This is a genomic window from Paenibacillus tengchongensis (assembly GCF_008973665.1).
Classification (GTDB): Bacteria; Bacillota; Bacilli; order Paenibacillales; family Paenibacillaceae; genus Paenibacillus_AQ; species Paenibacillus_AQ tengchongensis.
In genome coordinates, this window is record NZ_WACP01000015.1 from 1 (window position 1) to 24,278 (window position 24,278).

General features: G+C 52.9%; 16 protein-coding genes. 6 read left to right on the forward strand and 10 right to left on the reverse strand.

Annotated features, from left to right (window positions below):
* Nucleotides 1–233 precede the first annotated feature (233 nt).
* From F1381_RS22130 to F1381_RS22140, 3 genes are all read right to left on the reverse strand, one after another.
* A complete protein-coding gene (locus F1381_RS22130) occupies nt 234–1,580 on the reverse strand; it encodes a helix-turn-helix domain-containing protein (protein ID WP_151737032.1) in 1,347 nt (448 codons plus the stop codon).
* Nucleotides 1,581–1,919: 339 nt separating this feature from the next.
* Nucleotides 1,920–3,317, reverse strand: a complete 1,398-nt coding sequence (locus F1381_RS22135) for a helix-turn-helix domain-containing protein (RefSeq protein ID WP_151737033.1) — start codon at nt 3,315–3,317, stop codon at nt 1,920–1,922.
* Between the two features lie 139 nt (nt 3,318–3,456).
* On the reverse strand, nt 3,457–4,974 hold the full coding sequence (locus F1381_RS22140) for an extracellular solute-binding protein (RefSeq protein WP_151737034.1): 1,518 nt from the start codon (nt 4,972–4,974) through the stop codon (nt 3,457–3,459).
* Nucleotides 4,975–5,170: 196 nt separating this feature from the next.
* Here F1381_RS22140 and F1381_RS22145 point away from each other — a divergent pair, with 196 nt between their 5' ends.
* A complete protein-coding gene (locus F1381_RS22145; RefSeq protein WP_151737035.1) occupies nt 5,171–7,513 on the forward strand; it encodes a helix-turn-helix domain-containing protein in 2,343 nt (780 codons plus the stop codon).
* 149 nt (nt 7,514–7,662) lie between these two features.
* Here F1381_RS22145 and F1381_RS22150 read toward each other — a convergent pair whose 3' ends face one another.
* Together F1381_RS22150 and F1381_RS22155 are read right to left on the reverse strand one after the other, a co-directional pair.
* Nucleotides 7,663–8,379, reverse strand: a complete 717-nt coding sequence (locus tag F1381_RS22150; RefSeq protein WP_151737036.1) for a GGIII-like transmembrane region-containing protein — start codon at nt 8,377–8,379, stop codon at nt 7,663–7,665.
* Between the two features lie 92 nt (nt 8,380–8,471).
* On the reverse strand, nt 8,472–10,271 hold the full coding sequence (locus F1381_RS22155; RefSeq protein WP_187355515.1) for a helix-turn-helix domain-containing protein: 1,800 nt from the start codon (nt 10,269–10,271) through the stop codon (nt 8,472–8,474).
* A 432-nt stretch (nt 10,272–10,703) separates the two neighbouring features.
* Here F1381_RS22155 and F1381_RS22160 point away from each other — a divergent pair, with 432 nt between their 5' ends.
* From F1381_RS22160 to sdaAA, 4 genes are all read left to right on the forward strand, one after another.
* Nucleotides 10,704–11,936, forward strand: a complete 1,233-nt coding sequence (locus tag F1381_RS22160) for an MFS transporter (RefSeq protein ID WP_187355516.1) — start codon at nt 10,704–10,706, stop codon at nt 11,934–11,936.
* A 101-nt stretch (nt 11,937–12,037) separates the two neighbouring features.
* Nucleotides 12,038–13,501 (forward strand): M20 family metallopeptidase, encoded by a 1,464-nt coding sequence (locus tag F1381_RS22165; RefSeq protein ID WP_246188154.1) that lies wholly within the window; start codon nt 12,038–12,040, stop codon nt 13,499–13,501.
* Nucleotides 13,491–14,159 (forward strand): L-serine ammonia-lyase, iron-sulfur-dependent subunit beta, encoded by a 669-nt coding sequence (gene sdaAB / locus F1381_RS22170; protein ID WP_151737038.1) that lies wholly within the window; start codon nt 13,491–13,493, stop codon nt 14,157–14,159. The genes F1381_RS22165 and sdaAB overlap by 11 nt, the downstream gene beginning before the upstream one ends.
* 181 nt (nt 14,160–14,340) lie before the next feature.
* The gene (gene sdaAA, locus F1381_RS22175) at nt 14,341–15,219 is read left to right on the forward strand and encodes an L-serine ammonia-lyase, iron-sulfur-dependent, subunit alpha (RefSeq protein WP_151737039.1); all 879 of its coding nucleotides are present in this window, start codon (nt 14,341–14,343) and stop codon (nt 15,217–15,219) included.
* 194 nt (nt 15,220–15,413) lie between these two features.
* Here the strand turns inward: sdaAA and F1381_RS22180 are convergent, their stop codons facing one another.
* From F1381_RS22180 to F1381_RS22205, 5 genes are all read right to left on the reverse strand, one after another.
* The gene (locus tag F1381_RS22180) at nt 15,414–16,334 is read right to left on the reverse strand and encodes a MerR family transcriptional regulator (RefSeq protein WP_151737040.1); all 921 of its coding nucleotides are present in this window, start codon (nt 16,332–16,334) and stop codon (nt 15,414–15,416) included.
* A 355-nt stretch (nt 16,335–16,689) separates the two neighbouring features.
* The gene (locus F1381_RS22190; protein ID WP_151737041.1) at nt 16,690–16,923 is read right to left on the reverse strand and encodes a DUF6199 family natural product biosynthesis protein; all 234 of its coding nucleotides are present in this window, start codon (nt 16,921–16,923) and stop codon (nt 16,690–16,692) included.
* A 94-nt stretch (nt 16,924–17,017) separates the two neighbouring features.
* On the reverse strand, nt 17,018–18,847 hold the full coding sequence (locus tag F1381_RS22195) for an APC family permease (RefSeq protein WP_151737042.1): 1,830 nt from the start codon (nt 18,845–18,847) through the stop codon (nt 17,018–17,020).
* 219 nt (nt 18,848–19,066) lie between these two features.
* Nucleotides 19,067–19,432, reverse strand: a complete 366-nt coding sequence (locus F1381_RS22200) for a hypothetical protein (protein WP_151737043.1) — start codon at nt 19,430–19,432, stop codon at nt 19,067–19,069.
* A 57-nt stretch (nt 19,433–19,489) separates the two neighbouring features.
* Nucleotides 19,490–23,059 carry an SIR2 family NAD-dependent protein deacylase gene (locus F1381_RS22205; protein WP_151737044.1) on the reverse strand — a complete coding sequence of 1,190 codons (3,570 nt, stop codon included), beginning with the start codon at nt 23,057–23,059 and terminating at the stop codon, nt 19,490–19,492.
* Nucleotides 23,060–23,307: 248 nt separating this feature from the next.
* On the opposite strand from F1381_RS22205, the gene F1381_RS22210 reads away from it, so the two are divergent.
* The gene (locus F1381_RS22210; RefSeq protein WP_151737045.1) at nt 23,308–24,216 is read left to right on the forward strand and encodes a hypothetical protein; all 909 of its coding nucleotides are present in this window, start codon (nt 23,308–23,310) and stop codon (nt 24,214–24,216) included.
* Nucleotides 24,217–24,278 lie beyond the last annotated feature (62 nt).

Sequence of the window (24,278 nt, forward strand, 5' to 3'; positions counted from 1 at the left end):
GTGCCTACCTTCTTACAATAGAGTTTTTTCTATTTATGGACAGTTAATTTATACCATTTGGCTAATGTCAGCTTTTATGCAACGCTAGTGGTGATTATCAACTTAGTCCTCTGATATTAAAGAAAAAGCCTGAATTAGTTTGCGATTATCCACTTAGAATTTGCATTGCCTTTACTCAGCCGCTTCAGCAAACAGCAATCCAAAGAAAAAACCTGAACGCCGGCTTTCGGCGTTCAGGTTTTAGGGAGCGGATGCTTTCCGCTGCTCTTTCCGTTATCATTGCTTCGCAGAATTTCCGTAACTCTGCCCAGCATGCGATGTTTTTCCGGATTAATCCGTTTGTACTTTTTACTGCATTGGTTTAAATATTCACTACCCTTGGCGGTCTCGCCTTGCAGATAATAATACTGCCCAAGTTCATACATTAAACTGGCTTGACGGTCTAACACCAGTCTCCGGGAGTATCTTTTCAAGACTACATCCTTTCTTATTTCTTCGATATCCGTCTGGAAGTGCTCCAAAACCCCATCTACATTCTTCTTGTACTTATTGGCAGCCTTCATGATGTATAGCAATCCGGTTATTAATTCTTCCTTTTGCTCATCCAGATAAGCCACATACTGTTCCAATACCGAGAAGTCCCCGCTAAGAAGCTTGGTCATCATAATATTAGCTCTGGTCCATTCCAAAAAAAGGTTCTTCCAGTAGTCTATTTCTTCACCCTGCTCCTTGACCCAGCTCAGATCGCTGGACGAATACATATACTCCAGAGCCTGATCATAATCCCCACGTTCATGGCAGACATTTGCTCTCAACAGGTTGCTGTAAGCAATATACATGAATAATGGCCTGGTCAGCTTCTTTCCTGTGCCTTTCCATTTACGTACGGGTTTATGCACTAGTTCATACTGTATATGCGCTTTCCTGCCCATTTTTTCAGCAAACTCATCGACCTTATCCCAACAATGTAATGAACGATATGTATTCGCCAGATCTTTAAGTGCATCCAGTTGTTCCATTTCATCCAGGCGCTCTACATAGGGCTCAAAGCGGGTTGCGGCAAACAAATTTTGGATTTGATTATCTCCAAGGGCAATGGTAAATATCCGGTACTGGCAGACTGCAAGCCTTTCTGAATGCTGATAACGCTCCCCCTCGGCAACACATTCATACAATATGGACGCCGCTTCTTTGTACCCTTCGGAGTACAGCTCCTCAGCTGTATCAAAAAACAATTGCGAATAAGCCAACTTGTCCAATACATGTTCTACCACACGGCGTATACTATCCAGCTTGCCCATTTCGGCACAACGGTGGATTAACGGACCAATTCGGCGCCAGTCAGGGGCTCCTTCAATAATGTAATTATCAATATAAAGCTCATAATAGTATCCTTCTACAAGTCCCATGGCTGTGGTAATGCGGTCTAGCTGCTGCATGGCAATGGGCCTATGCCCGTTCAAAATATTGCTCAGCGTACCAGAGTGCAGATCCGTTAGCTTCGCAAACTGTGAAATCGATATCATTTCTTTTTTCAGATATTGATCCAGTTCCGTCAGAATTGAACGTGAAGCCTCCATTTCATAAATCCACCTTTCTTAATCGGCTTTTGGTTACCGGTACCTTTAATACTAAGTTTTAGCAACCGGCTTTGAGGGTTAATACGAAAAGAACGGCATTAAGTCTCGTGCAATCTCAACCGATTTTTCGTACTGCCACATTAATGAGCCAAAGTGTGCGATTGTTTACAATTTTATACTCGTACAGCAAAAAAAGACCCCGCGCAAGTTTTGCGCGGGGTTCATTATAAGACTAGGATTACCTATGTAAATTCCAATCAACCGAAACCATGGTTGAAAGAAGTGACGGATGGTGTGCTTACAGCGTCTGTTGTAAAGATTACCGGTGCCAATAAAATGCTAATTGCTGTTAACAATACAATTGCCTTCTTCTTCATCTGCAATTCCTCCCAATAATAGAGCTTTATACAAATTTTGCATCTCTGGTGCTGCGGATTTCCGGAATCTCTCGAATAACGTTACACACTCAATTATATACTTTTCGTTATTAATTTGTTGATAATTTTTTAACGAATTAAGTAAAAGATTGAATCCACGGTTATAATCCTTATTAAACAAAAAATACTTCGCCAACTCCAGCATTAGGTTAGCTTGACGATCAAGTGCCATTTCTCTGTTATATCTTCCCTCTAAGGGATTCTGAATGCTTTCTTCAATTTCTTGTTGAAACAACCGCAATGTCATATCGACATTAATATGATATTTATTGGCAGCTTTCATTATATATAGTAAGCCTGTAACAAGCTCATCACGTTGATCCCGGATATAGGCAGTGTAAGGAGAGATAACACTTATATCTCCGCTTAACAGTTTAGTTATATAGATATTAGCTTGGGACCATTCGACAAACAGCTTGATCCAGGAGTCTACCTCTTCTCCTTGTTCCTTGACCCAGCTCAGATTACCATAAGCTTGTTTATATTGAAGTGCCTGTTCATAGTCACCAACTTCATCACATACGTTAGCCCGCAACAAATCACTGTAAGCAATATAAAAAAACATCGGCCGGCTCGGCTTCTTCTCCTCCTCCTTCACCTTCCGCTGGGGTCTGTGCATCATCTCGTACTGGATACGCGCTTTATGGCCCATCTTCTCGGCGAGTTCATCGACTTTGTCCCAGCGCTGCAGGGAACGATAGGTGTTCGCTAGCTCCTTCAGGGCATCGAGCTGATCCACTTCGTCGAGACGCTCGACATAGGGCTCGAAACGGTTCGCCGCCCACAGGTTCTTATCCTGGTCATCGCCCAGGGCAATGGTGAACAGGCGGAATTGGCACTGGGCCAGGCGCTCCGAATGCTGGAAGCGTTCACCCTCCGCCACGCATTCATACAGAATAGCAGCAGCTTCCAATTGGCCGGCGGCGAACATTTCTTCCGCAGTATCGAACAGCAGCGGCGAATAAATCAGATTATCCATGATATGCTGGGCAATCTGCCGGACACCCTCCAGCTTTCCAAGCTCCGCACAGCGGAGCAGCAGCGGCCCGACTCTGCGCCAGTCTGCAGACCCCTCAATAACATAGTTATTTATGAACAGCTCATAAAAGAACCCTTCCGGGTAGCCCATGGCCTCGGTAATCCGATCCAGCTGCTGCATGGCAATTGGTCTGCGCCCGCGCATGATGTTGCTGAGCGTACCGGAGTGCAGACTGGCATGCTTCGCAAACTGAGAGATCGTCAGGGATTCCTTTCTTAAATACTCTTCCAGTTCCGTTACTATTGTAAGAGCAGCTTCCAAGGCATAACCCACCTTTCCTCATCGACCAGACAAACATGGTTGTTTATACAGTGCTAATACAAAATATACCAGCGGTCGATAATGATTACAAGGTAAAATTATGGCTATTTCTGGAATTAAATAAACATACTCCTAATCGTCAAGGTTTGCTGCTGCGGGCAGCGGCTTCGGCGTATTCCTGCATAATCATTTTCCCGCCGCTGTCTTCCCACTTCTTCACCTCCTCGGCAAATTGTTCCGCATCCATTGCCCCGAGAATATAGTTATAGGTCGCATCGGTAATAATCATTGAAAGCTCCATATTCTTCTCATCAAAAGTAGGAGAGCTTAATGACACCGTCGGATCATCCACCAGGAACTGTTCATTATCTTTGCTTAGCTGATCAGCCATAGCGGTGAGCTGTTCTTTCCGGGCGACCTCCATGATGTTCTTGTTGCCGATATCGGCTATCATCAGGGAATAGAGCGGGCTGACCTCATTGACGCGCAGCTGCGAGGTTGCCTCCGGAAGGATCACCTTGCCGTTCTCCAGCTTGTAGTGGCGTCCTTCAAAGCCGTACATCATCAGATTGGCCACATCCTTGTCCATCGTGCGGTCAAAGAAGCCCAGCACCGTCTTCAGTTCGTCCTCGGTAGCGATCGCCTTCTTCGAGAACAGGTAAAGCCCGTTATAATTCGGAATGGACCACACCTTGTAACCGTATGGACCCTCGATCCTGTTGATCAGCGTGAACTCGGCCTGCGGATTGATGATCTTCGCTTCAATGGAGAGGCGCTGGGCATCCGTCATACTGCCGATGAACACGCCGGCCTTGCCGCGGATAATCTTATCGCGCTGCACTTCTTTGCTGGTCAACGCGAAATCCTGATTGATAAGGCCCTCCTGATACAATTTGCGCATGTAATTCATGGTATTCATATATTCGGGTGTGGCGAACTCCGGAATGAACTGCCCATTCTCCAGCTTCCAGTTATTAGGCGTACCGAAATAAGAGCCGAGTGTCTTGAACACGCCGTATACGAGGTCATTGCGGTCGACCAGGCCGAAGGTATCCTGCCTGCCGTTGCCGTCCGGATCGTTATAGGTGAACTGCTTCATCACTTCATACAATTCATCCAGGGTTCCCGGCTTCTCCAGTTGGAGACGATCCAGCCAGTCCTGACGAATGATAACGCCCTGTCTGGAGGAGGGACGCTCGGTGTACAGCCCATAGATTTTGTCTTCCACAGCCGATTGGTCAAGGATCTCCGCATCCAATCCCTTCAGATTCGGAAATTGTTCAAGATAAGGCCCGATTTCCCAGAAAGCGCCGGAACGGATCGCGCTCTTCAGCAGGTTATAGTCGGTAAATTTCACAAAAGTCACCTTTGCCAGCGTACCTGTCGTCAGTGCCGTGTTCATTTTGTCCGTATAGACTCCCTCCGGCACCCAGGTAATTTCGAGGTCCGTTCCGGTCAGCTTCTCGATTTCCCCCAGCAGTTCCTTGGAAGGGGTCTGCGGAAAATGCAGGGGAGCAAGAATGGAGATTTCCGGTATGCTTCCGGACTGCTGTGAACCGGCGTCTCCATTACTGCAAGCGCTTAACATTATAAGAATGAACGCAAGCGGCAGACAGACACGGGCAACAAGCACAGGGCGCGCAGATTTTGTGGGCATGATGAAGGTCCTCCTAAGCAATAGGCGATAACATGTAAAACAGGTGCCTATTAACTGTTATTTATAGAATTTTCTGCTTATCTAAACAATGATTTGAGATAATGATTATTGCGGCACCAGATGATTATTGTTATTATCCTTGCTGGTGCATACACTGATAGAGAACAATGTTTTCCAAAAAAGAGGTGCTGAATCTGTGAGACACTTGAGCTTTCTGAGCAAACTTACTTTATTTGCCTTTGTCATCAGTACGCTGCCCGTACTGTTCATCGGCACATTCTCTTATCTCACATCTTCACGCGAGATTCAAAAAAATGTTAACAAAAGCAAAATGGAACTCATTTTACAAATTAACTCAAATGTAGAACATAAGCTGACGACTGTCAACCAGACTTTGAATCAGGTCGTAAGCTCCTCAGTGCTCAAAAAAGCGTTGAACAGCCCCTTAAATGTAAACGATTTCATTCTATATAACGATCTTAGATCGGAAATCCGCAATATGCAATCCTTTGATACGAAACTGGAGGATGTTATTCTGATTAACCAGCGCCAGAACTGGATGATCAAGAATTCAGGCTTGTACCGGCTGAACGAATATCCGAATTACGAGCGGCTGACCAATCTGATGAATATTCCCGACAACAGCTCATGGGTGCTGAACCCCTCTTCCCTGTTCTACAGCGAGGAGAGCGTCAATGTGACCGGCTGCGATTACAGCATCAGCCTGATCAAGAAGCTGCCGACAGCCAAGCTGCAGAAATACGGTCTGGCCCTCGCCAACATTCCGGCCTGCAGCCTGCAGGATTTCATTAATTCCTCCGATGTCGAGCCGCTAGACAACATTATGGTGCTTAACGAATCGGGCACGATTCTGCTGCATCCCGACCGCAGTCTGATCGGCAAGCCGGCCAGCGCCGGCGGACTGACAGATCTGAGTGTCATTAAGAAGAGCACCAATACCTCCGGCCAATTCCAGACCGTAATGAACAAGCAGGATTATTCGGTGGCTTATTTCCGGTCGCCGATGAACGGATGGATGTACCTGTCCGTAACCTCCATCGACGGTCTGACCAAGCAGTCGGACAAAATCGGCCTGTATACCATTCTGGTCTGTGCGGTGATGCTGATTCTGTCTGTGCTGCTGGCCTGGCGGGGCTCCCGCAAGATGTACACCCCGATTGAGCGGCTGCTCAATCAGATGGGGCAGCGCCGTCCCGGCATCAAATCCGGGCAGCGGGATGAATTCCAGTTCATCGGCGAGCAGGTGCACCATCTGTTCCAGTCCAAATCGCAGCTGGAGCGTGAGGTGAGCCAGCATATCCGCAATGTGCGCACCTTTTTCCTGATCAAAGCTTTCCAGGGCCATGTGAAGAAACGGGAGCTGTACGAGGAGCTGGAGCAGTTCGGGTACCGTGAGCAGGTCGAGGAATGGCAGACGATGGCCGTCATTATCCTCAGCATCGACTACGCCGGCGAAGACGGCTATGAGAAGAAGGACCTGAACCTGCTGCTGTTCGCGGCGCAAAATATGATTGAAGAATTGATTGACCCGGGCCGCCAGCTGGCTCCGGTCATTGTGGACGGGGCGGTGGTGACGCTGATCGGCAGCCGGGAGGATCACCCGGAATCCTTCCACCGGGTGCTCTATGCGCTCACGGAGAATCTGCAGCAGCAGGTCCACAGCTACCTGAAGCTTGCAGTCAGCATCGGCATGAGCCTGCCCTTCCACACCATCGAGAAGCTTCCCCTCGCCTACAAGGAAGGGCTGGAAGCGCTGAAATACCGGATTACGCTCGGAAAAGGAATTATTATCCAGTATGAGCATATCAACTCCGGCAAGCATTACCTGGGGCTGAACTACCCTGTGCATACCGAGAATGATCTGATGGATGCAATCAAGCTGGCGGACGAGGCCAAGGCGAAGGAGCTGCTGGGCAAGTTGATGCGCTGCATCTTTGCGCCGGGGCTGCCGCCGCAGGAGTATCAGATCCCGCTGACCCGGCTGCTGAACAATATCCTCATCATGATGCAGGAGTCGGGCATTACGCTGAATCAGATCTACCATGTGAACGGCTCGCTCTTTGAGGAGCTGACCGATCTGCATATCGCGGCCGAGATTGAGGACTGGTTCTGGAGCATTATCGTCCTGCCGATTATCCGCACTTTCCACAGCCGGCAGAACGCGCAGTACCATAATATTTCCGAGAAGATCATCGACATTATCCAGCATGATTACGATAAGGACCTGACGCTGGAGGAATGCGCGTCACGGCTGCATTATAACGCTAACTACATCAGCAGCGTCTTCCGCAAGGAGACACAGTACTATTTCAGCGAATACCTGGCGATGTACCGCTTCAAGATGGCCAAGAAGTGGCTGGAGGAGACCGACATGCCGATCAAGGACATCGCGGCGAAGCTGCGCTATAACAATTCGCAGAATTTCATCCGCTCCTTCCGCAAGCAGGAGGGCATGACTCCCGGCCAGTACCGCGACAGCGCCGGCGGCCGGCAGCGGGCGGTGCCGGAGGAGTACTAGCGGCGGGGGAGAAACAGGGCGGAGCGTAAAGATCATTGCTCCCCCTATTCCGCAGGCCCACATTTGCGGATAATGACAGCAGCGCCCCCGGCCTTTCGGCTGCTATAGCCGACAAAACCGGAGGCGCTGTTTCGTTTGCGGTTAGGATGTCAAACAGCCTTGGGCTTCCGTCTCTTGCGCGAGCGGATGAACAGGACGACTGCGGCAATGATCACCAGCAGAGCGCCTCCACCGGCGATGGCGATGTTCCGCACGTTCGGCACCATCAGCGTAAGCTCCAGTGGCTGCTCATCGGTCAGGGTCAGATGCCAGGTTAATGTATTGCCATCTTGCGAAACGGCGTTGTTCTCCCCATACAGGTCGAAGGGCAGCGTCAGTTTGAAATCGATGGCAAAGCTCTGCAGCAGCAGCCGGACCAGCGGCTGAGGCACGCCGGCGTCGCCCAGGCTGTTCAGAATATCGTCCGTGTATGAGCTGAATTTAGGCTGGGCCACAATGCTGTACTTCGTGTACAGCCATTTGTCCTCCTGATTGACTTCGGCATCGATAATATCCAGATTCCCCGCCGTGTTCATCGCCGGAAGATCTTTATAGGAAGCGTACACCTTACGGAACAGATACTCCGTGTCATCTCCATTCTTGCTCTTCTGTAAAACAATTCCCTCAGGTTCCAGCTTCTCGGACAGCACCTCCTCAAGCTTGCTGCCGGCCAGTGCTTCCAGCCGCGCATTCAGAACGAGGCTGAATGCAAATTCCAGGCTCCCGTTCTTCTTCACGGTGACATGCGCCGTGCTCTGGGCGCAGCCGGCCAGCGCCAGCATCACAATCATCAACAGTGCGGCAACAACCGCCCGTGCAGCTCTCAAGGCAACTCCCCCATTACTTATCGCTAGAATCTCATTCCTGTGATCTAATCATAGCGGGTACGCTACCGGCACTGCAAATCCGAAGGGCACCTTCACTCTCTTGCTTGCCCCGTCTCCTTCGGCAGCGTCTGCCGCAGATAGCAGGCCAACTGCAGATGGAGCAGATGCTCCTGGTTCCCGAAGGACATCCCCAGAATCTCCTCAATTCTGTGAATCCGCTGATAGAGCGTGTTGATATGAATATGCAGTGCGGCCGCTGTCTGCGCGGCCGACCCGCCGCTGGCCATATAAGCGGTCAGCGTATCCTCCAGCACTGCGGCCGCCCCCTTCGCAGGGCGCAGCGGTTCAAAGATCTCGGCAATGAATGCGGCAAGATCCTCCGCCGGCTGACGGATGAACAGCCGGTTCACACCGATGTCGGCATAACGGATAAGGCCGGCTTTGCCTCTGGTCTTCTGGTAGGCAAGCGCTTTGTCGGCCTCCTGGTAACTGGTGTTGACCGCATCCACTCCCGTCCGCACCGAGCCGATTCCCCCGAACAGCGCAATACCGGCTTTCCGTTCCCAATCAGTAAGGCCGGCGGTGAATTTCCGCTCAAGCTCACCCGGCTTGTACCCTTCGGGAGTCATGAGCAGGAGCGTTGTCCGCCGTTCGCTGGCGAAGGCCAGCGGGATCGCCTGCTGTGCCATATTATCCCTGAGGAACGAAATCAGCTGCAGGGAGAGTGCACCGAATGCCGAGGGGTCGCCGGGTTCGGCGAATTCCAGCAGGCCCACGGCAATGCGGGTGGCCGGGACGATGCCGATCTCGCCCGCCCTTTCCCAATATTCCGCCGAATCCTTGCTCAGCCGCAGGTCATTGAAGAACTGCTGCGTCTTCTTAAAATACAGCTCAGCGAGTGACTGCTTGCGCATCAGCTCCAGCGCGAGAATCGAGCTACCCTGCTCCAGCGCCATTAATTGCAGCGGTGTCAGATTCTCCTCTGCCCGCACCAGCAAATATCCGAGGCATTGTCTGGCGGAAGCGATCGGATACAGGTGCAACAGATGCGCTTCGTCCCCGCCGTCCACCGTAGTCAGATAATCAGGCGGCTGCAGCGACTGGTACAGCTTCACAAGCCGCTCCATGCCCCACTCCTGCGCCCACTCAGCGCTGCGGGGATGCCACTGGCGGTCAATGAAATCGCCAAAAGTCAGCGGCAACCCGGTAATGCGCGCCATTTCGCCCACAATAGAACCGACACCTTTGTTCTGCAGGGACAGCTTCATCAGCGTGGAATGAATCTCATCCCGCCGGATCAGAGCTTCGTTCTGTGCGCTTAAATGCGCGTACAGCTTCGCATTGGTAATAGTAATCGACACCTGGTCGGCAAAGCTTTGCAGAAGCCGCACCTCCGCTTCGCCGAACAGGGGGATCCTCCCTTTCTGATAAAAGATCAGCACGCATTCGCTCTGTCCTTCCACCTTAATCGGGACCGAAATGATCGAGCAGATATTCTCAAAATGATATGCATTGTACAAATGCAGCCGGTTCTCCCGGGACATGTTGCCAATATCCTCTTCCAGGATGCGCATGGTGTCATACAGCCGGGGCTCGCCGCGCACGAAGGTCTTACCGATAATGCCCTCGCCCGGCTTCATCCGCATCTTGAGCATATCCTCGCCCATCTCCCCCGCCCGTGCTTTAACCTTCAGGGCATCGATTGCGGGGTCGTAGCTCCACAGCACACCTATACTTTCATACGGAATGACTTCCAGCGCGCTCGCCAAAATGCGTTCCAGCACATCATCCAGGTCCAGCAGCTGCGTCACATCGCGGAAGCTGTTCATCATTGTCTGGAGAGCCTGTTCATGGGCTGCGGCCATAAATTCGGTATAGCTTGGATACAACAAGGAAGAAAGGATGTTAAGCTCTGCTTCCGACAGTCCCTGCACCCGGAAAACACGGATTGCGACACATACATTATGCTCATATGGAAGATAAGCTAACGTATATTCGTCTGATTCTCGGCCTGACTGCGCAGACCGTAATGGTAATCCGGATGCCAGAAGGGGTGGCGCCGCCGGAAAACCTTCTCTTCGATAAATCTCCGTCCAGTCCGTCCAATTCCTGCTGATCCATACGGCAAACTCCGGGGTCTCTAAGTGTCTTTCCAACAACTCCACGAAAAAAGCCTGCATTCCTCCACCTCTGTCAATGTAGGTTTTCATATCACATTATTCTTTATTATAGAAGAACCTCCATTGTAAAGATACCACTGATCCTGTAATTTTTATATTAATCAAACAATATAAATAACAACCCATGAGAAAGAAGGTAACACGATGTCGAAGGTGATCCACAGCAAACACTTTAAGTACATTATTTTGGCCCTGTTGTTCCTCGGATGGTGCCTCGGAAATCTGGACCGCTTCGTCATCAACTACGCCGTCGTCAGCATCGCTGAGGATTTGGGGCTGAGCGCTTCCTCGCAGGGAATTATCCTCAGCAGCTTTTTCCTGGGCTATGCCATCATGCAGATTCCCGGCGGAGCGCTGGCGGACCGATTTGGTTACCGTAAGGTCATTTTGTTCTCGCTGTTATCCTGGTCTGTCTTCACCATGATTACCGGGTCTGCCTGGTCCTTGCTCTCACTTGTGCTTGTCCGGTTTCTGTTCGGCATCGGCGAAGGCGGCTTCTTCCCTTCCGGTTCGAAAGCCATTGCCGTTAACTTTCCCGTCAACCAGCGCAGCAGCGCGATGTCCGTCATGCTGGCCTCCGGCGCGATTATGGGTGTGGCTACGCCGCTTATTGCCGGCTTCACGCTGGAGTCGATCGGCTGGCGCACGCTGTTTCATATTTTCGGTATCATTGGCATTGTCATTACCATCCTGATGTTCTTCTTCCTCAAGGAGCCCGCCCGCACTCCCGTACAGACCTCTACTCCTGCAGCCCGAAAGAATGCTTCGTTAAAAACTGTGCTCAAAAGCCCGATGATCTGGGGCCTGTTCCTCAGCTATTTCTGCATTTATGCGGTCAATTGGGGACTGTCCTCATGGATGCCGACGTACATGGTCAACGTCCGCGGCCTCAATCTGAAGGAAATGGGCATGCTCGCCGCCATTCCCGGCGTTATCGGGATCGCTACCATGCTGCTTGGCGGCTATGTGATGGACCGCATCCCCCCCGGCAAAGACCGTAAGATCTCCGCCGTCTTCGCACTGGCCGTCGCCGCAGGACTTTATCTGATGAGTACAGCCGGCAGCATTGCGCTCTTCATCACCTATGAAACCATTGTGCGGATTGCCGCAGGCTTCGTATCCACACTGATCATCTCCAAATCCGTGAAATCAATGCCGGAGAGCGTTGCGGCCAGCGCGAGCGGATTCGTCAACACAGGGGCCCAGCTGGCCGGCTTCCTGACACCGATGCTGATCGGCTTCCTGGTCGATGCCTCGGGCGGTTCGTATACTGCAGCCTTTACAATGCTGATTGCCTTTGCCGTTATTTGTTCCGCTGCGCTGCTGTGGGGCCGCCGTACCCAGCCCGATCTGCCGGCGGAGCCGCAGACGACCTGAGCGGTTAACTGGCAAACGTAACACCTGACCTGTCACGCGGTTACTAATCCCGAACAAACCATCCGGTTTCACTATTCTTCTATAATGAGGTGTCTTCCTTCATGAATATGACCATTGATTTAACCCGTTTTGTATCCGAAGCAATTGAAGGCAAACAAGAGCGGTTTACCTCCGCCAGCGACGAGATCTGGGCGTTCGCGGAAACGCGCTTCGATGAATTCCGTTCGGCCGGCGTACTGATCAGAGAGCTCGAAGCCGAGGGCTTCAGCATAACCAGGGGCGTGGCGGGCCTGGAGACAGGCTTCATCGCCTCCTACCGCACCCGCAGCGGAGGACCTGTCATTGCACTGCTGGGCGAATACGATGCGCTGGCGGATTTAAGCCAGGAAGCCGGCATCAGCGAATACCGGCCGGTGGCGCCGCGCGGCAACGGCCACGGCTGCGGGCATAATCTGCTCGGCGTCGGCGCGCTGGCCGCCGCAGTCGCGGTCAAGGATTATCTGGTCCGGAATCCGGATACCGCCGGAGAAGTCCGTTTCTACGGTTGCCCCGCCGAGGAGAGCGGATATGGCAAGACCTATCTGGCCCGCGAAGGCTACTTCAAGGACGTGGACGCTGCCTTCTCCTGGCATCCGCATGCGCTGAACGCCGTGATGCATGGCAGCTCGAATGCGGTCATCCACGCGAGCTTCACCTTCAAGGGGATCAGCGCCCACGCCGCTGCCGCCCCCCATCTGGGCCGCAGCGCGCTGGACGCCGTAGAGCTGATGAACATCGGCGCCAACTACATGCGCGAGCACATGATTGACCAGGCCCGTCTTCATTATGCCATTACCAATGCGGGCGGACTTGCCCCGAATGTGGTTCAGGCTGATGCCGAGGTGACCTATCTCGTCCGGGCGCCGAAGTCGGCCCAGGTCCGCGAGCTGTTCGCGCGGCTGGTCAAGGTTGCCGAAGGCGCCGCGCTGATGACCGGCACGCAGATGCAGTACCGCTACGAAGGCGCCTGCGCCAACCTGATTCCCAACAGCACCCTGGAGCGGGTGTTGCATAAGCATCTTGCAGCGCTGGGGGTCCCTGCTTACAGCGAGGAAGAATATGCTTTTGCCAAAGCGATCTATGAGACGCTGCCGGAGAGCAATAAACAGGAGGCGGCGGCCATGGTTGGTCCCCAGCTGGCAACCGTGCTTGCAGAGTGTCCGCTGGCGAACTTCATCGTTCCCTTCTCCGACGAGAAAGAGATCTTCATGGGCGGCTCGACCGATGTGGCCGATGTGAGCTGGAACGTGCCTACCGCCCAATGCGGAGCCGCCACGATGGCCTTCGGCACACCGCTGCATGCCTGGCAGACGGTGGCCCAGGGTAAATCATCCTTTGCCCACAAGGGCATGCTGCTGGCGGCCAAGGCAATGGCGGCGGCAGCCATCGAGACGCTGCTGCAGCCGGAGCTCGCAGTGGCGGCGCAGGCCGAGCTGAAGGAGCGGCTGGGCGGCGAAGCCTACGACTGCCTCGTGCCTTCTGGCGTGCAGCCGCCGAAGCAAGGAGCAGCCACTCTTGCGCTTTAAAGATGTGTTCTCGATCATCGGCCCGGCGATGGTCGGGCCGTCCAGCTCCCACACGGCCGGGGCCGCCCGTATCGGGCGCACAGCCAGGCTGCTGTTCGGGGAATGTCCGGCCAGAGCCGTGATCTGGCTGTACGGTTCTTTCGCCGCCACTTACCGGGGGCACGGCACGGATACGGCGCTCGTCGGCGGCCTGCTGGGCATGGCCACCGACGATCCGCGCCTGCCGGATGCCTTCGCGCATGCCGAAGCAGCGGGGATGGCGGTATCGATCTCCCCGGGGAAGGGGCTGTATCCCCACCCCAATACGGCGGAGCTGCAGCTGTCCAGCGCGGACGGGAGCAGAGCACTGCAACTGACCGGCACCTCCATAGGCGGCGGCAATGTCGAGATCGTCAGGATCAACGGCTTCAGCCTGAAGCTGTCGGCCTCCTATCCCACCCTGACGATCCGCCACCGGGACGAGACCGGCGTCATCGCCGTTGTCACCGGCCTGCTCGGCAGCGTGGGCATCAACATTGCCCACATGTCGGTGGACCGCCGCTCCAGACGCGGCGATGCGATGATGGTGCTGGAATGCGACGCCGTACCGGACCCGGATACGCTGGAGGCGATCTCCGCGCTGCCGGCAGTGCAGGAACTGCGTGTACTCGCAGTCTGATTTGAGCCTGGCGGCCGGGAAGCTGCAGAAGACCACCCGGATCAGATACCGGCATGATCAGTGGCGAATAATGCGATATGCTCGGATTAAATGATGCTTTCGGCAAATTAAGATCTTTAAGGTCCGTTAGCAGCTTAAGCAACGGGGGCTGACAGCCTTAACGCCTGAGAGGAGCGACACCATGAATTTTCAAACACTGAAGCAGCTGTCCGAATTGGCGGAGACCCGGAACTGTTCGCTGGGCCGGCTGATGCTGGAGGAGCAATCGCGGGAATCCGGGGAAGAGAGCGGCCGCGTCTTTGCGCAGATGTACGATTATTATCAGATCATGAAGGATGCCGTGCATCAGGGGATCCATTCCGATACCACTTCCAGAAGCGGCCTCACCGGCGGCGACGCCCGCCGGATGCACGGCTACCGTGCAGCGGGCGAAACGCTGCTCGGCGGACATGCCGCGCTGGCAATGACCTACGCGCTTGCCGTTTCCGAGGTTAACGCTTCGATGGGCCGGATCATCGCCACCCCTACTGCGGGCTCCTGCGGCATCATCCCCGGCGTGCTGATCAGCAGCCAGGAGCGCTTCGGCTGGAGCGACGAGGAGATGGTGTACGGCCTGTTCGCCTCGGGAGCGATCGGCTATGTGATCGCCAACAATTCCTTTATCTCCGGCGCCGAAGGCGGATGCCAGGCCGAGGTCGGCTCGGCGATCGGGATGGCGGCGGGCGCGCTCGTTGATATCCGCGGCGGCACACCGGCCCAGGCCATTCATGCCGTCGGCCTAGCGCTGAAGAATACGCTTGGGCTGATCTGCGATCCTGTCGCCGGACTAGTGGAGATCCCTTGCATCGTCCGCAACGGCTTCGGGGCCATTACTGCATTAGCCGCCGCCGATATGGCGCTCGCGGGCGTACGCAGCGTCATTCCGTCCGACGAAGTCGTGCAGGTGATGCTGGAGGTCGGCTCAGCGATGCCGGAATCGCTGCGGGAGACCGCCGGCGGCGGGCTCGCCCAGACGCCAACGGGCCGCAGGATCACCCGCGAGCTGCACCAGAATGCCTGAGCATCTGCAGCAGGCGTTCATACCGGGCAGCGGGTGAACACACAGACGGACTTGCCTCAGCACTAAACTTTGATACCCCGGAAACGCCTGACGGCGCTTGCGGAACAGCAAACCCAAAGACCGTGAGCCTGCCGGCGCTGCCACAGAGCTTCACGGTCTTTGTGCTGTAACCCTATGTTCAGGTACTGCGGAAGTCACTCCTCTTCCGTGCGGATACCCGCATTTCCTGTCCCCGGTTCCATCAGGGCCCTGCTGTCCGGGTACCTCTCCAGCATAAGCCGGTTCGCGGCTTCCAGTTCCTCGCTGTATGCCCGGTAAGAGGGGCTCAGCCGCTTCATGGCCGGGATGAAGATATCCGCATACCCGGAACCCTGCTGAAATTCACGGAGCAGCTGCCCGAGCCGGAAAGCCGGAGAATTTTTATAACCGTCAGAGCGGCGGAATGCGATATAGGCGTCAATCTCCTCCTTATGCTGTTTCAGATATCCGTCAATATCCTGAAGCGCTTGTTCCATCTGCTGTCCGGATTCCTTCATCCAGACATCGTCCTCCGCAGGCAAATATTGCTCCAGCAATGCAGACAGCTCCGTATCCATGGGCTGGGAGAGCTCCAGCCGGTCCAGGTAACCGACGATGTCGGCATAGGCCTGCCGCTGCTCCGTCCCGGTCTCGCTGAAATCCAGGAAACGGCCGAAATGGGCCGATAAGTACCGGCCATAGCCGCCCGGAAAAGCCAGCAGCAGCTTCTCACGAATCGTAAAAGCCTCTTCGATCCCCGCCGCAAGCCCCGCGAGCTGCTCCGGCCGGTAATCGGCGATCAACAATTCCACTGCCTGCAGCCGGGCCTTGCCCTGCTGCTGCTGCAGCTCCATTCTGGCTCTTACGGCTGCAAGCCGCTCCTGCCTGTCACTGCTGCCCACAATCTCCCTGATGTCCGGCACGCCTATGCCGAGCTTGCGCAGCAGCGAGATTTCCTGCAGCCGGGCCACATCGCCGGAGCTGTACATCCGGTAGCCGTTCTCTCCGCTCTCCGGTGTGAGCAGGCCTTGCCGTTCATAATATTCCACCGCTTTGCGGGTCAGGCCGCTAACGGCGCACACCTCTTTGATCCTCATTGCGTTCACCTCCACTCCAGCATAAAACAGTCCCTTAGGGGGAGGTCAAGCCCGCAGCTTACCGGACGAAGGCTCTGATTCAGCAAAGCCCTCCAATACAGTAACCCAGTAATGCAGGGGACTCCGGTAAACACAGCACCTCACAGCACCTCACAGCACCTCATTGTACCTCGCAGCACTTCACAGCACTTCACAGCACTTCACAGCACTTCACAGCACTTCACAGCACTTCACAGCACTTCACAGCACTTCACAGCACTTTACAGCACTTCACAGCATTCACCGCCATACAGCTCTTTTACACAAGAAACAGACCTGCCCGGGCCACGTGCATCCCAGAACAGGTCTTCTTCATCTAAACCGCCTGCCAAATGAGCAATATACCGAAGACGATAAACAACGCCCCCACCCAACCGGCCAGCATGCCGGTGAATTTGATGGCCTCCAGGTAAACCTCGCTGGGCTCGCTTTCCCCTCTTACCTTCCAGCCTTCATTCATCCGCCAGCCGGAATCCGGGCGGCGGCGGATGTATAGCCCATAGAAAACGGTGACACTGCCGAGCAGCAGCAGCAAAATACCTACAGCCATCAGGGATCAGCTCCTTTTTCCGGGTTATACGCCGGCTGGCGGGAAAAGTTGCTGCATGCTCGGAGCGGCAGAAGCAGAGGAGGGCCGGCGCCGGTTATTTTTTCAAATGATAGGGTACTGTAGTAATAATTACATCTCTGCGGTACAGCAGATGGGCCCGGAGCAGCAGACTGGACTGGTTATGCAAAATATTGTGCCAGCCTTTGCGCGGGATGAACTGCGGCACGATAACGGTCACATGATAGTCCGACTCGCAGGCCTTGCGCTGCACAGTGTCGATAAATTTGGTCAGCGGCTGGATGATGCTGCGGTAAGGCGAGTACAGCGTAACCAGCCGGACGTCGGGGTGGAACTTCTTCCATTTCTCCTCGAAGGTGTGCTCCTCGTCCCGCTCGAATGGAACGTGGACGGCGATAATCTGGCTGGCGTTCAGCGATTTGGCATACCGGAGCGAATTCTCCACCACGTGGGTGATGCCGGCCACCGGCAGAATAATGATGTTGCCGTTAAACTTCAGCAGAGGCTCTTCATTGTTGCTAATGCTGAGCTGGTCGGCGACTGCTTCATAATGCTTGCGGATACGGTAAAAGAGCAGAATGATGAGCGGCAGGAAGATCAGCACCGGCCACACCTGCGGAAATTTAGTCAGAAAGAACACAATCGTGACGATAAAGCTGATGAGCGCCCCGGTGGTATTGATCGCCAGCTTGGTCCTCCAGCCTTCCGGCTTCTCACGGAGCCATTTGACCATCATCCCGCTTTGGGACAAGGTAAAGGGAATAAAGACCCCTACAGCGTACAGCGGAATCAGATGCTCGGTGCGCCCTTCAAAGGCGATAATCAGAATGATCGACAGAATTCCGAGGCTAAGTATGCCGTTCGAGTAACCCAGCCGGTCGCCGCGGACAGTAAACATCCGGGGAATGTATTTATCCTTCGCCAGATTTACCGCCAGCAGCGGAAATGCAGAATATCCGGTGTTCGCGGCCAGAATGAGAATCAGAGCGGTTGTGCCTTGAATAAAGAAGTACATCCCGTTACGCCCGAAAATGTGCTCGGCGATTTGCGATACAACCGTCACATCCTCACGCGGCGTAACCCCATAATAATACGCGAGCAGCACAATACCGGAAAAAAGCAGCGCCAGCAAAATCCCCATTGCTGCAAGCGTCTTGGCTGCGTTATTAGGCGCAGGCTCCTTGAAGTTCGGGATGGCGTTGGAAATCGCCTCCACCCCGGTCAGCGCCGAGCTGCCGGAGGAGAAGGCCCGCAGAAGCAGGAACAGGCTGATCCCTGCCACCTGTGTGCCGAGCGGCGTATGGAGTTCAGGCGGCACTCCGCCTGTGAGCACCTTAAACAGGCCGACACCGATCATAAGGAACAGGGCCAGTACAAACAGGTACACGGGGTAGGCCAGGAACGAGGCGGATTCTGTGACCCCGCGCAGGTTGAGCGTCGTAATGACCAGCACAAACAAGATCGCAATCGGCACATTGTACGGATGCAGACCGGGAAATGCCGACGTTACAGCGTCGGTACCCGCGGATACGCTGACGGCAACCGTCAGAATATAATCGACCAGCAGCGAGCCACCGGCGATGAGGCCGGGGTATTTACCCAGATTTTCCTTAGAGACGACATAGGCACCGCCGCCGTGGGGGTAAGCGTAAATAATCTGCCGGTATGACAGAATCAGCGCCAGCAGCAGTACCAGCACGCCGATGGCAATCGGAATTGAGTACCAGAACGCTGCGGCGCCGACCGTAATCAGCACGATCAGAATTTGCTCGGGACCGTAAGCGACAGAGGACAGGGCATCCGATGAGAGGATCGCCAGCGCCTTCGTTTTGTTCAGTTTCTGCTCGCCCAGCTGGTTGGACTTGAGCGGCCGCCCGATCAGGAATCTTTTTACCGAAGACATCATCAGCCTCACCCGACTTTTTTAGTGTTATATTACCCACGGCAGTCCGGAATAATCTGAGCCTGATCCGCGCAATTTCAGGAAAAATACCGCCGCCACTGATCATCATACGGGAAAACACCGTTAACCGTAGCATGCGGCCTCATAGACAGATGGGAATTTTTTGAATACAATAACCGGATACAGCGGCGCCGGTGGAAGCGGATGCTTTTCTTGCCTGCGTCATCGCCGGAATAAATGTATCAGTGCATCTATGATATAAACTCCAACATAAACAAACATATTGAATATAAAAAGCCCCAGATTAATACTGAGATATTGTTCGATCGTCACATACCCGGTCAGCAATAGCAGATGCAGCCATAAGAAAGTCAGGTAAACCCACACCTGAAAACCAACGGTAAAGAGCGGAACTTTGCTGCTGTATCTCCTAAAAAACAACAGCCGGCTGAGCCATGCAGGAATCCGTACACGGACCAAACTTTCCTCGTAACCCGCAATTCTTGCCGTGACCACCCAAAAGGCTACATAATTGACGACAATCGCTAAGCAAAGCTTCAAAATCGTATCCGTTGACATCGTATCCATTGGCCTCCTCCTATTCTGAGTTCCAGCCCTGTATGCGGAAAATACCCGGATCACTGTTCAATTAACCGCATTGCGTACCTCAGCAAATTCATCTGGGCTTCTATAAACGCTCTCCCATTGGCTTAAAGTATCAGATACCGGTTTGCTAACCGCATTACAATAATGAATCATTCTGTAGGCCAGCCGGGCAGCAGCCACCCTGATTTCGCCTTTCGGGACAGCGTCGTCAGTCTCATCGCTATTTGGAATATTGCTTTCCTCCAGTAAACATTGCAGACCTATTAACAGGGCAGCCTCAATCTCTTGAGACAACAGTTCAGGTGCAACCCGAAAAAGATCATGCATTACATTCAAAGCAGAGACTAAATGCTCGTTACTACGCCACTGAATTTGTTGTGCAATCATCGTAAACAAAAACCGTGTCTCATCTTCGTTCAAAACAGCTTGCTCTTTATATTCGATGGCAAGAATAGCTGTGTCGTACAAAGCTAATTTTTGGTAGGGGCTCCCCATAAACAGATGCGCAATAAACTTATCATTAATAGATATAGTATTAGCGCATTTCCTTGCCCAGAGCAGTTCCAAACCGGGATGTGTAAGCCCGTGACTGCGCAAGCCTTCTACTATCTGCTCCATGAGTACGCGTTCCTGATCTGTTGGGTGCCAACCAGTCACAGATAATAATAAGCGTGTCAACGTCTCGGTCATTTGAAACCAATGTTTGCGTGCCAGACTATCTGCATTAAAAAATTTCGTCTTTCCAAAATGGTATGAAAGCCGTGCGTACATGGCTGCGCAGAATGTCAGAATTACAGTGATATCCTGCGTAGTAAAGATACCGCGGAAGACCCCATGACCAAATTCATATAATAAAGAATCACGGTTAGACATGGAAGCCTTGTTATCGCTTGCACGATCCCGGAAATCGGCTAACAGCAATGCTCTAATGACTTCTTTGGGGTTAACCTCCGCAGGATGCGGCAGCATTAAAAGAATTGTCCGTTCATACGATTTGAGCATCACAGGCCCATCTTGTTGCCAGAGCAGATCTCCCAACCGTTTGTCCTGTTCCTGGGTCAACCAGCCGTTACAAGACAGGACGGCCAAACGCCCAAGTGCGGCTTGCCGCAGCTCTGGTGAAGATAATGCTTGAACAAAGACCTCCTCTGTACCTGGAATAACTTCTGTACAAGGAATGGGCTTTTCTATTGGAAGAGCCAAAAAACTCATGGGATCCGACAAGTCGTAAAGCATCCGATAGTTATCGGGGAAAAGCGGGAATTTGAGTAACACGGCAATTTGTTGCGCCTTCTGTGTTGTTGTGAAAGCAGTCATCAACCTTCTCGTTAATTCGTTCAGCTTCTTATAATTCAAGCGGAAATCACTTTGATAAATCTCAAGCAGATATTGAAGCAGCTGTTCCAGAACAGAAAATGAACACTTGCAGCACAAATGCGATAACAGCAAAGGCAACACCTCAGCGGTAAAACCGGCAAAGTTCTTCGCACCAAGCCAGTCGGCGGCCTGGATTTCACCTGAAGTACGGCGTAGCGCAACTAAATAACCAAGAGCCAGCTCATCCGCTGCTGACGCATTCAGTTTACTAAGTGCTGCCCGGGACAATACCTCTTCAACCGCTTTATGCTCATTGGCGCGCGCAATAGTAACAACGGCCCAGGCAAATGCAAAGGGTGCAATTCGCTCCACTGCCCCGATCACCGCTTTACCTGCACTGGTGACCGTATGAATCCGGAAAGGATGACCGGTATCTTCACGAAAACGCAGGAAGGCATATGCTGTAAAGCTATCCGTATCTTCCTTATCATTAAAGGAAACAGAACGCCGTCCAAAGTCAAACGAAGGCTGTTCCTTGTTGGAACGGTGGTCTTGACGGGGAGCAGTCAGCAGCAGTTGGAAGCGCTCATCTTCAGTATGCCAGTCGGTTGTGAACATTCTGTGCTTTTGCCGGCGTTCAGCCTCCGTATCTCTCGGTTTTGCCCCGGTTTCCTTAAAGTCTTTTCCTATGGAAGCAGCGTGCTCAATATAGCCCTTTAATGACATCAAGGCGCTTTCGTAGGAGAGCAGCAGCAAGCTTTGGTCATTGCTCTGAAGCTGCCTTCTAATAAGAACAAGCGAATGCTGCAGCAGCTCCTGCGCCTGCAGAAGTTCATTGCATTCAGCCAGCAGTCCGGATTTCCGCAATACCCATTCAGGCGAGTATTCGTTGACATTCCATGCATCCAGGTGCGCCCGCATCTCCTGATAATTAAAATTAAACATGGAAAACAAGCAACGCTCGTATGACAACCGATGGATCTGGTCATCTCTCATGACCGGCGGTTGGCTCTGGATTTGCCCGAATAGCTCTTTCCATCCCTCATAGTCACCGCTCTCACGCAAATCCCGCAACAAGGAAAGCTGGATGGACAGACGCATTTGTTGTTCTTCTTTGACTATAGACCCGAGACTGCGTGCCAAGATTGCCTGATAGAACTCCAGCTCCCACTGTAAAGGCGGCCTTAGACACTTCTCCCGCAACCAGTCGTATTGGTACAACAGAGAAAGTTCGCCAACCTGATATTCCTTTATCGAGCGATGCAGGTACTCCTCTATTTCTCTTCTCAAACGAAGAGCTCTGTTGCGTATCGCATGGGGAAGAACCAACCAGCCGGGATAGGCATTACGTACGGACTGAAGATGTGAAATGACGTCCGGCAAAGACTTTTTTTCATCCAGGTCCCGTTTCAGTTCTTCCGGCCAAACCTGCTGTGAAGTATGTACACTGTCCAGAAGGTAGTCGAGTAGACCTTCATAGCGTTGCCGGGGACTGCCGGCGGGCGCCAGTGCAGATATGTCCAGAACGACCACTTTTTTGCGCAGCAGCAATCTTTTTTGGGCGTCGGGATAATCCTCATGAGTGAACAAATAAATCTGCGGAGAGTTTTCAATCCCCAGATTATCGTGAATCCAGCCGATCCACTGGTTGAAGTTCGGATCATCTCCTGAAAACCCGATTAAACATAACGTGTTCTCAAGCAATGACTGTTGGACGGTATTGATCAAGGGAGCAAATTCCCGCGGGTATCTCCGATAATCTTCGGAAGTGATAATAAAAGGCCGGTGGGAAGGAAACGTTCCATGCAGCTTAACAATCCGGGGAGCATCCACACTGGAAACCAGATCTTCTTTGCAGTTAATAATATTAAAACGTTTGCTTGTAATTTCCTGGGAAGCCCGTTCCAATAAGGTATCATAATTAGTCGTGAATATATCTGTCCAAGGCAATTCCAGCAATTTCGTATGCAGGGCAGAGGGGCTGTACTGGGCGTCGGGTATCCGGGAGATCAGCAAATGATTCAGCACATTCCGCCCAAAGGCGGCTTCTACCTGTTCCGCCAAAGCAAGGGGGCTAAGATACTGCGTACCTGCAGGCTTAACTGAATGCAGCTTCTCATAAAAGGTGTCGGCCAGCTCATTCCAGGTGGGAAATGTCGGCGCAAATAGCGAACCGCTGTCCGCATTGCGGCTAAATCCAGCTCCCACAAGTACAGCACAACGATTAGATTTTAAACTTTCGGTAATTTGTTTCAAATACTGCTCTAGTACCTGTGATACTACAGTGGTCATTTGAATCCCTTCCCTAATAAAGTTATAGTTTAAATCCGGCGCCCAATATATTCAGTATACTTCCAGTATTTATAAATCATATGTTACCATATTTCTTACGTTTACTATAAGATGACGTAGAACACAACAATACTTAAAACAGTAATCGCAATTTCAAAATTATTAGACTAACGTATACTCGCTGCCTCCACCTTGTCCTTCCCCCGCCCGCCGGGATATAATGGCCCATATATTGGGGGGATCAAGTGATGAAGCTGTTTAACCGGAGAACGGTCCGTGTGCCGTATGCCAAGATCAAGAAAGCCAACAGGCTGCGCAATGAATCCACCAAAGACGACTGGGTGCATTGGGCGGATTACCGCGAACAAATCCGCGAGGTCATTGCGAAGACCATGGAAGACTATCAGCCGGGCTGCGGACACATCGTGCTGCTGGGCGCAGGGAACGGCAACGATGTGCCGATTTCGTATATTGAAACTGTTTTTGAGCGGATCACCATCGTCGACATCGATGAACAGGCGCTTGACCGCCTGATCGCCAAGTCGGCTTACCCCGGCAAGTTCTGCAAAGCCGTCATTGATTTAACGGGGCTGGGTCAAACGGTGACTTCCCTGGCCGATCTGAAAAATAATATCGAAGCGTTAGAGCCGGCGGTCGACCTGACCAAAGTTGCCGCCCCGGTGGATGTTGCCATGAATTTATGCTTCACCACCCAGCTCTTGTCGGCTTATTTCCACCGGGAGAAGGATAAGGAAATCTCGGCGGAATTCAGCGCCGCGCTGGACCGGCTGCTGGAGCGGATTCACATCGGCCTCTTCGAGGGACTGGCCGGGCTGCTGGCCGAAAGCGGAGTGGTCATCCACCTGACCGACACCCTGCTGCTGCAAACCAAGCAGGATTATGTCAGTCCGGCAACCCCCAAGGTGGAGGCAATCGTTAAAGGGGACCGCAAGGGCAACGCCCACCTGCTGTATGGACATCTCAAAGAGTGGGACCGCCAGGGCCTGTGCCTGCCGGGAGCCTTTATCCCCAGACATCCGGACATCCTAAGGCGCTTTACCGCCGGTCCGCATTACTCCCTGCTGTGGCAGTTCGTCCACGATGAATATGAGGACCGGGATTATTATGTGACCGCACATGTGCTGGCCAAGAAATAAAGCGGTAAACATTACAAAGAGGGGAGTCAAAACAGCCATGATATCAGGCTGTTTTGACTCCC

Coding starts and splice junctions, on each gene's coding strand:
- F1381_RS22130 (WP_151737032.1), bottom strand. CDS start 1,580: ATGGAGGCTTCACGTTCAATTCTGACGGAACTGGATCAATATCTGAAA.
- F1381_RS22140 (WP_151737034.1), bottom strand. CDS start 4,974: ATGCCCACAAAATCTGCGCGCCCTGTGCTTGTTGCCCGTGTCTGTCTG.
- F1381_RS22160 (WP_187355516.1), top strand. CDS start 10,704: ATGTCGAAGGTGATCCACAGCAAACACTTTAAGTACATTATTTTGGCC.
- F1381_RS22165 (WP_246188154.1), top strand. CDS start 12,038: ATGAATATGACCATTGATTTAACCCGTTTTGTATCCGAAGCAATTGAA.
- sdaAA (WP_151737039.1), top strand. CDS start 14,341: ATGAATTTTCAAACACTGAAGCAGCTGTCCGAATTGGCGGAGACCCGG.
- F1381_RS22180 (WP_151737040.1), bottom strand. CDS start 16,334: ATGAGGATCAAAGAGGTGTGCGCCGTTAGCGGCCTGACCCGCAAAGCG.
- F1381_RS22190 (WP_151737041.1), bottom strand. CDS start 16,923: ATGGCTGTAGGTATTTTGCTGCTGCTGCTCGGCAGTGTCACCGTTTTC.
- F1381_RS22195 (WP_151737042.1), bottom strand. CDS start 18,847: ATGATGTCTTCGGTAAAAAGATTCCTGATCGGGCGGCCGCTCAAGTCC.
- F1381_RS22200 (WP_151737043.1), bottom strand. CDS start 19,432: ATGGATACGATGTCAACGGATACGATTTTGAAGCTTTGCTTAGCGATT.
- F1381_RS22205 (WP_151737044.1), bottom strand. CDS start 23,059: ATGACCACTGTAGTATCACAGGTACTAGAGCAGTATTTGAAACAAATT.
- F1381_RS22210 (WP_151737045.1), top strand. CDS start 23,308: ATGAAGCTGTTTAACCGGAGAACGGTCCGTGTGCCGTATGCCAAGATC.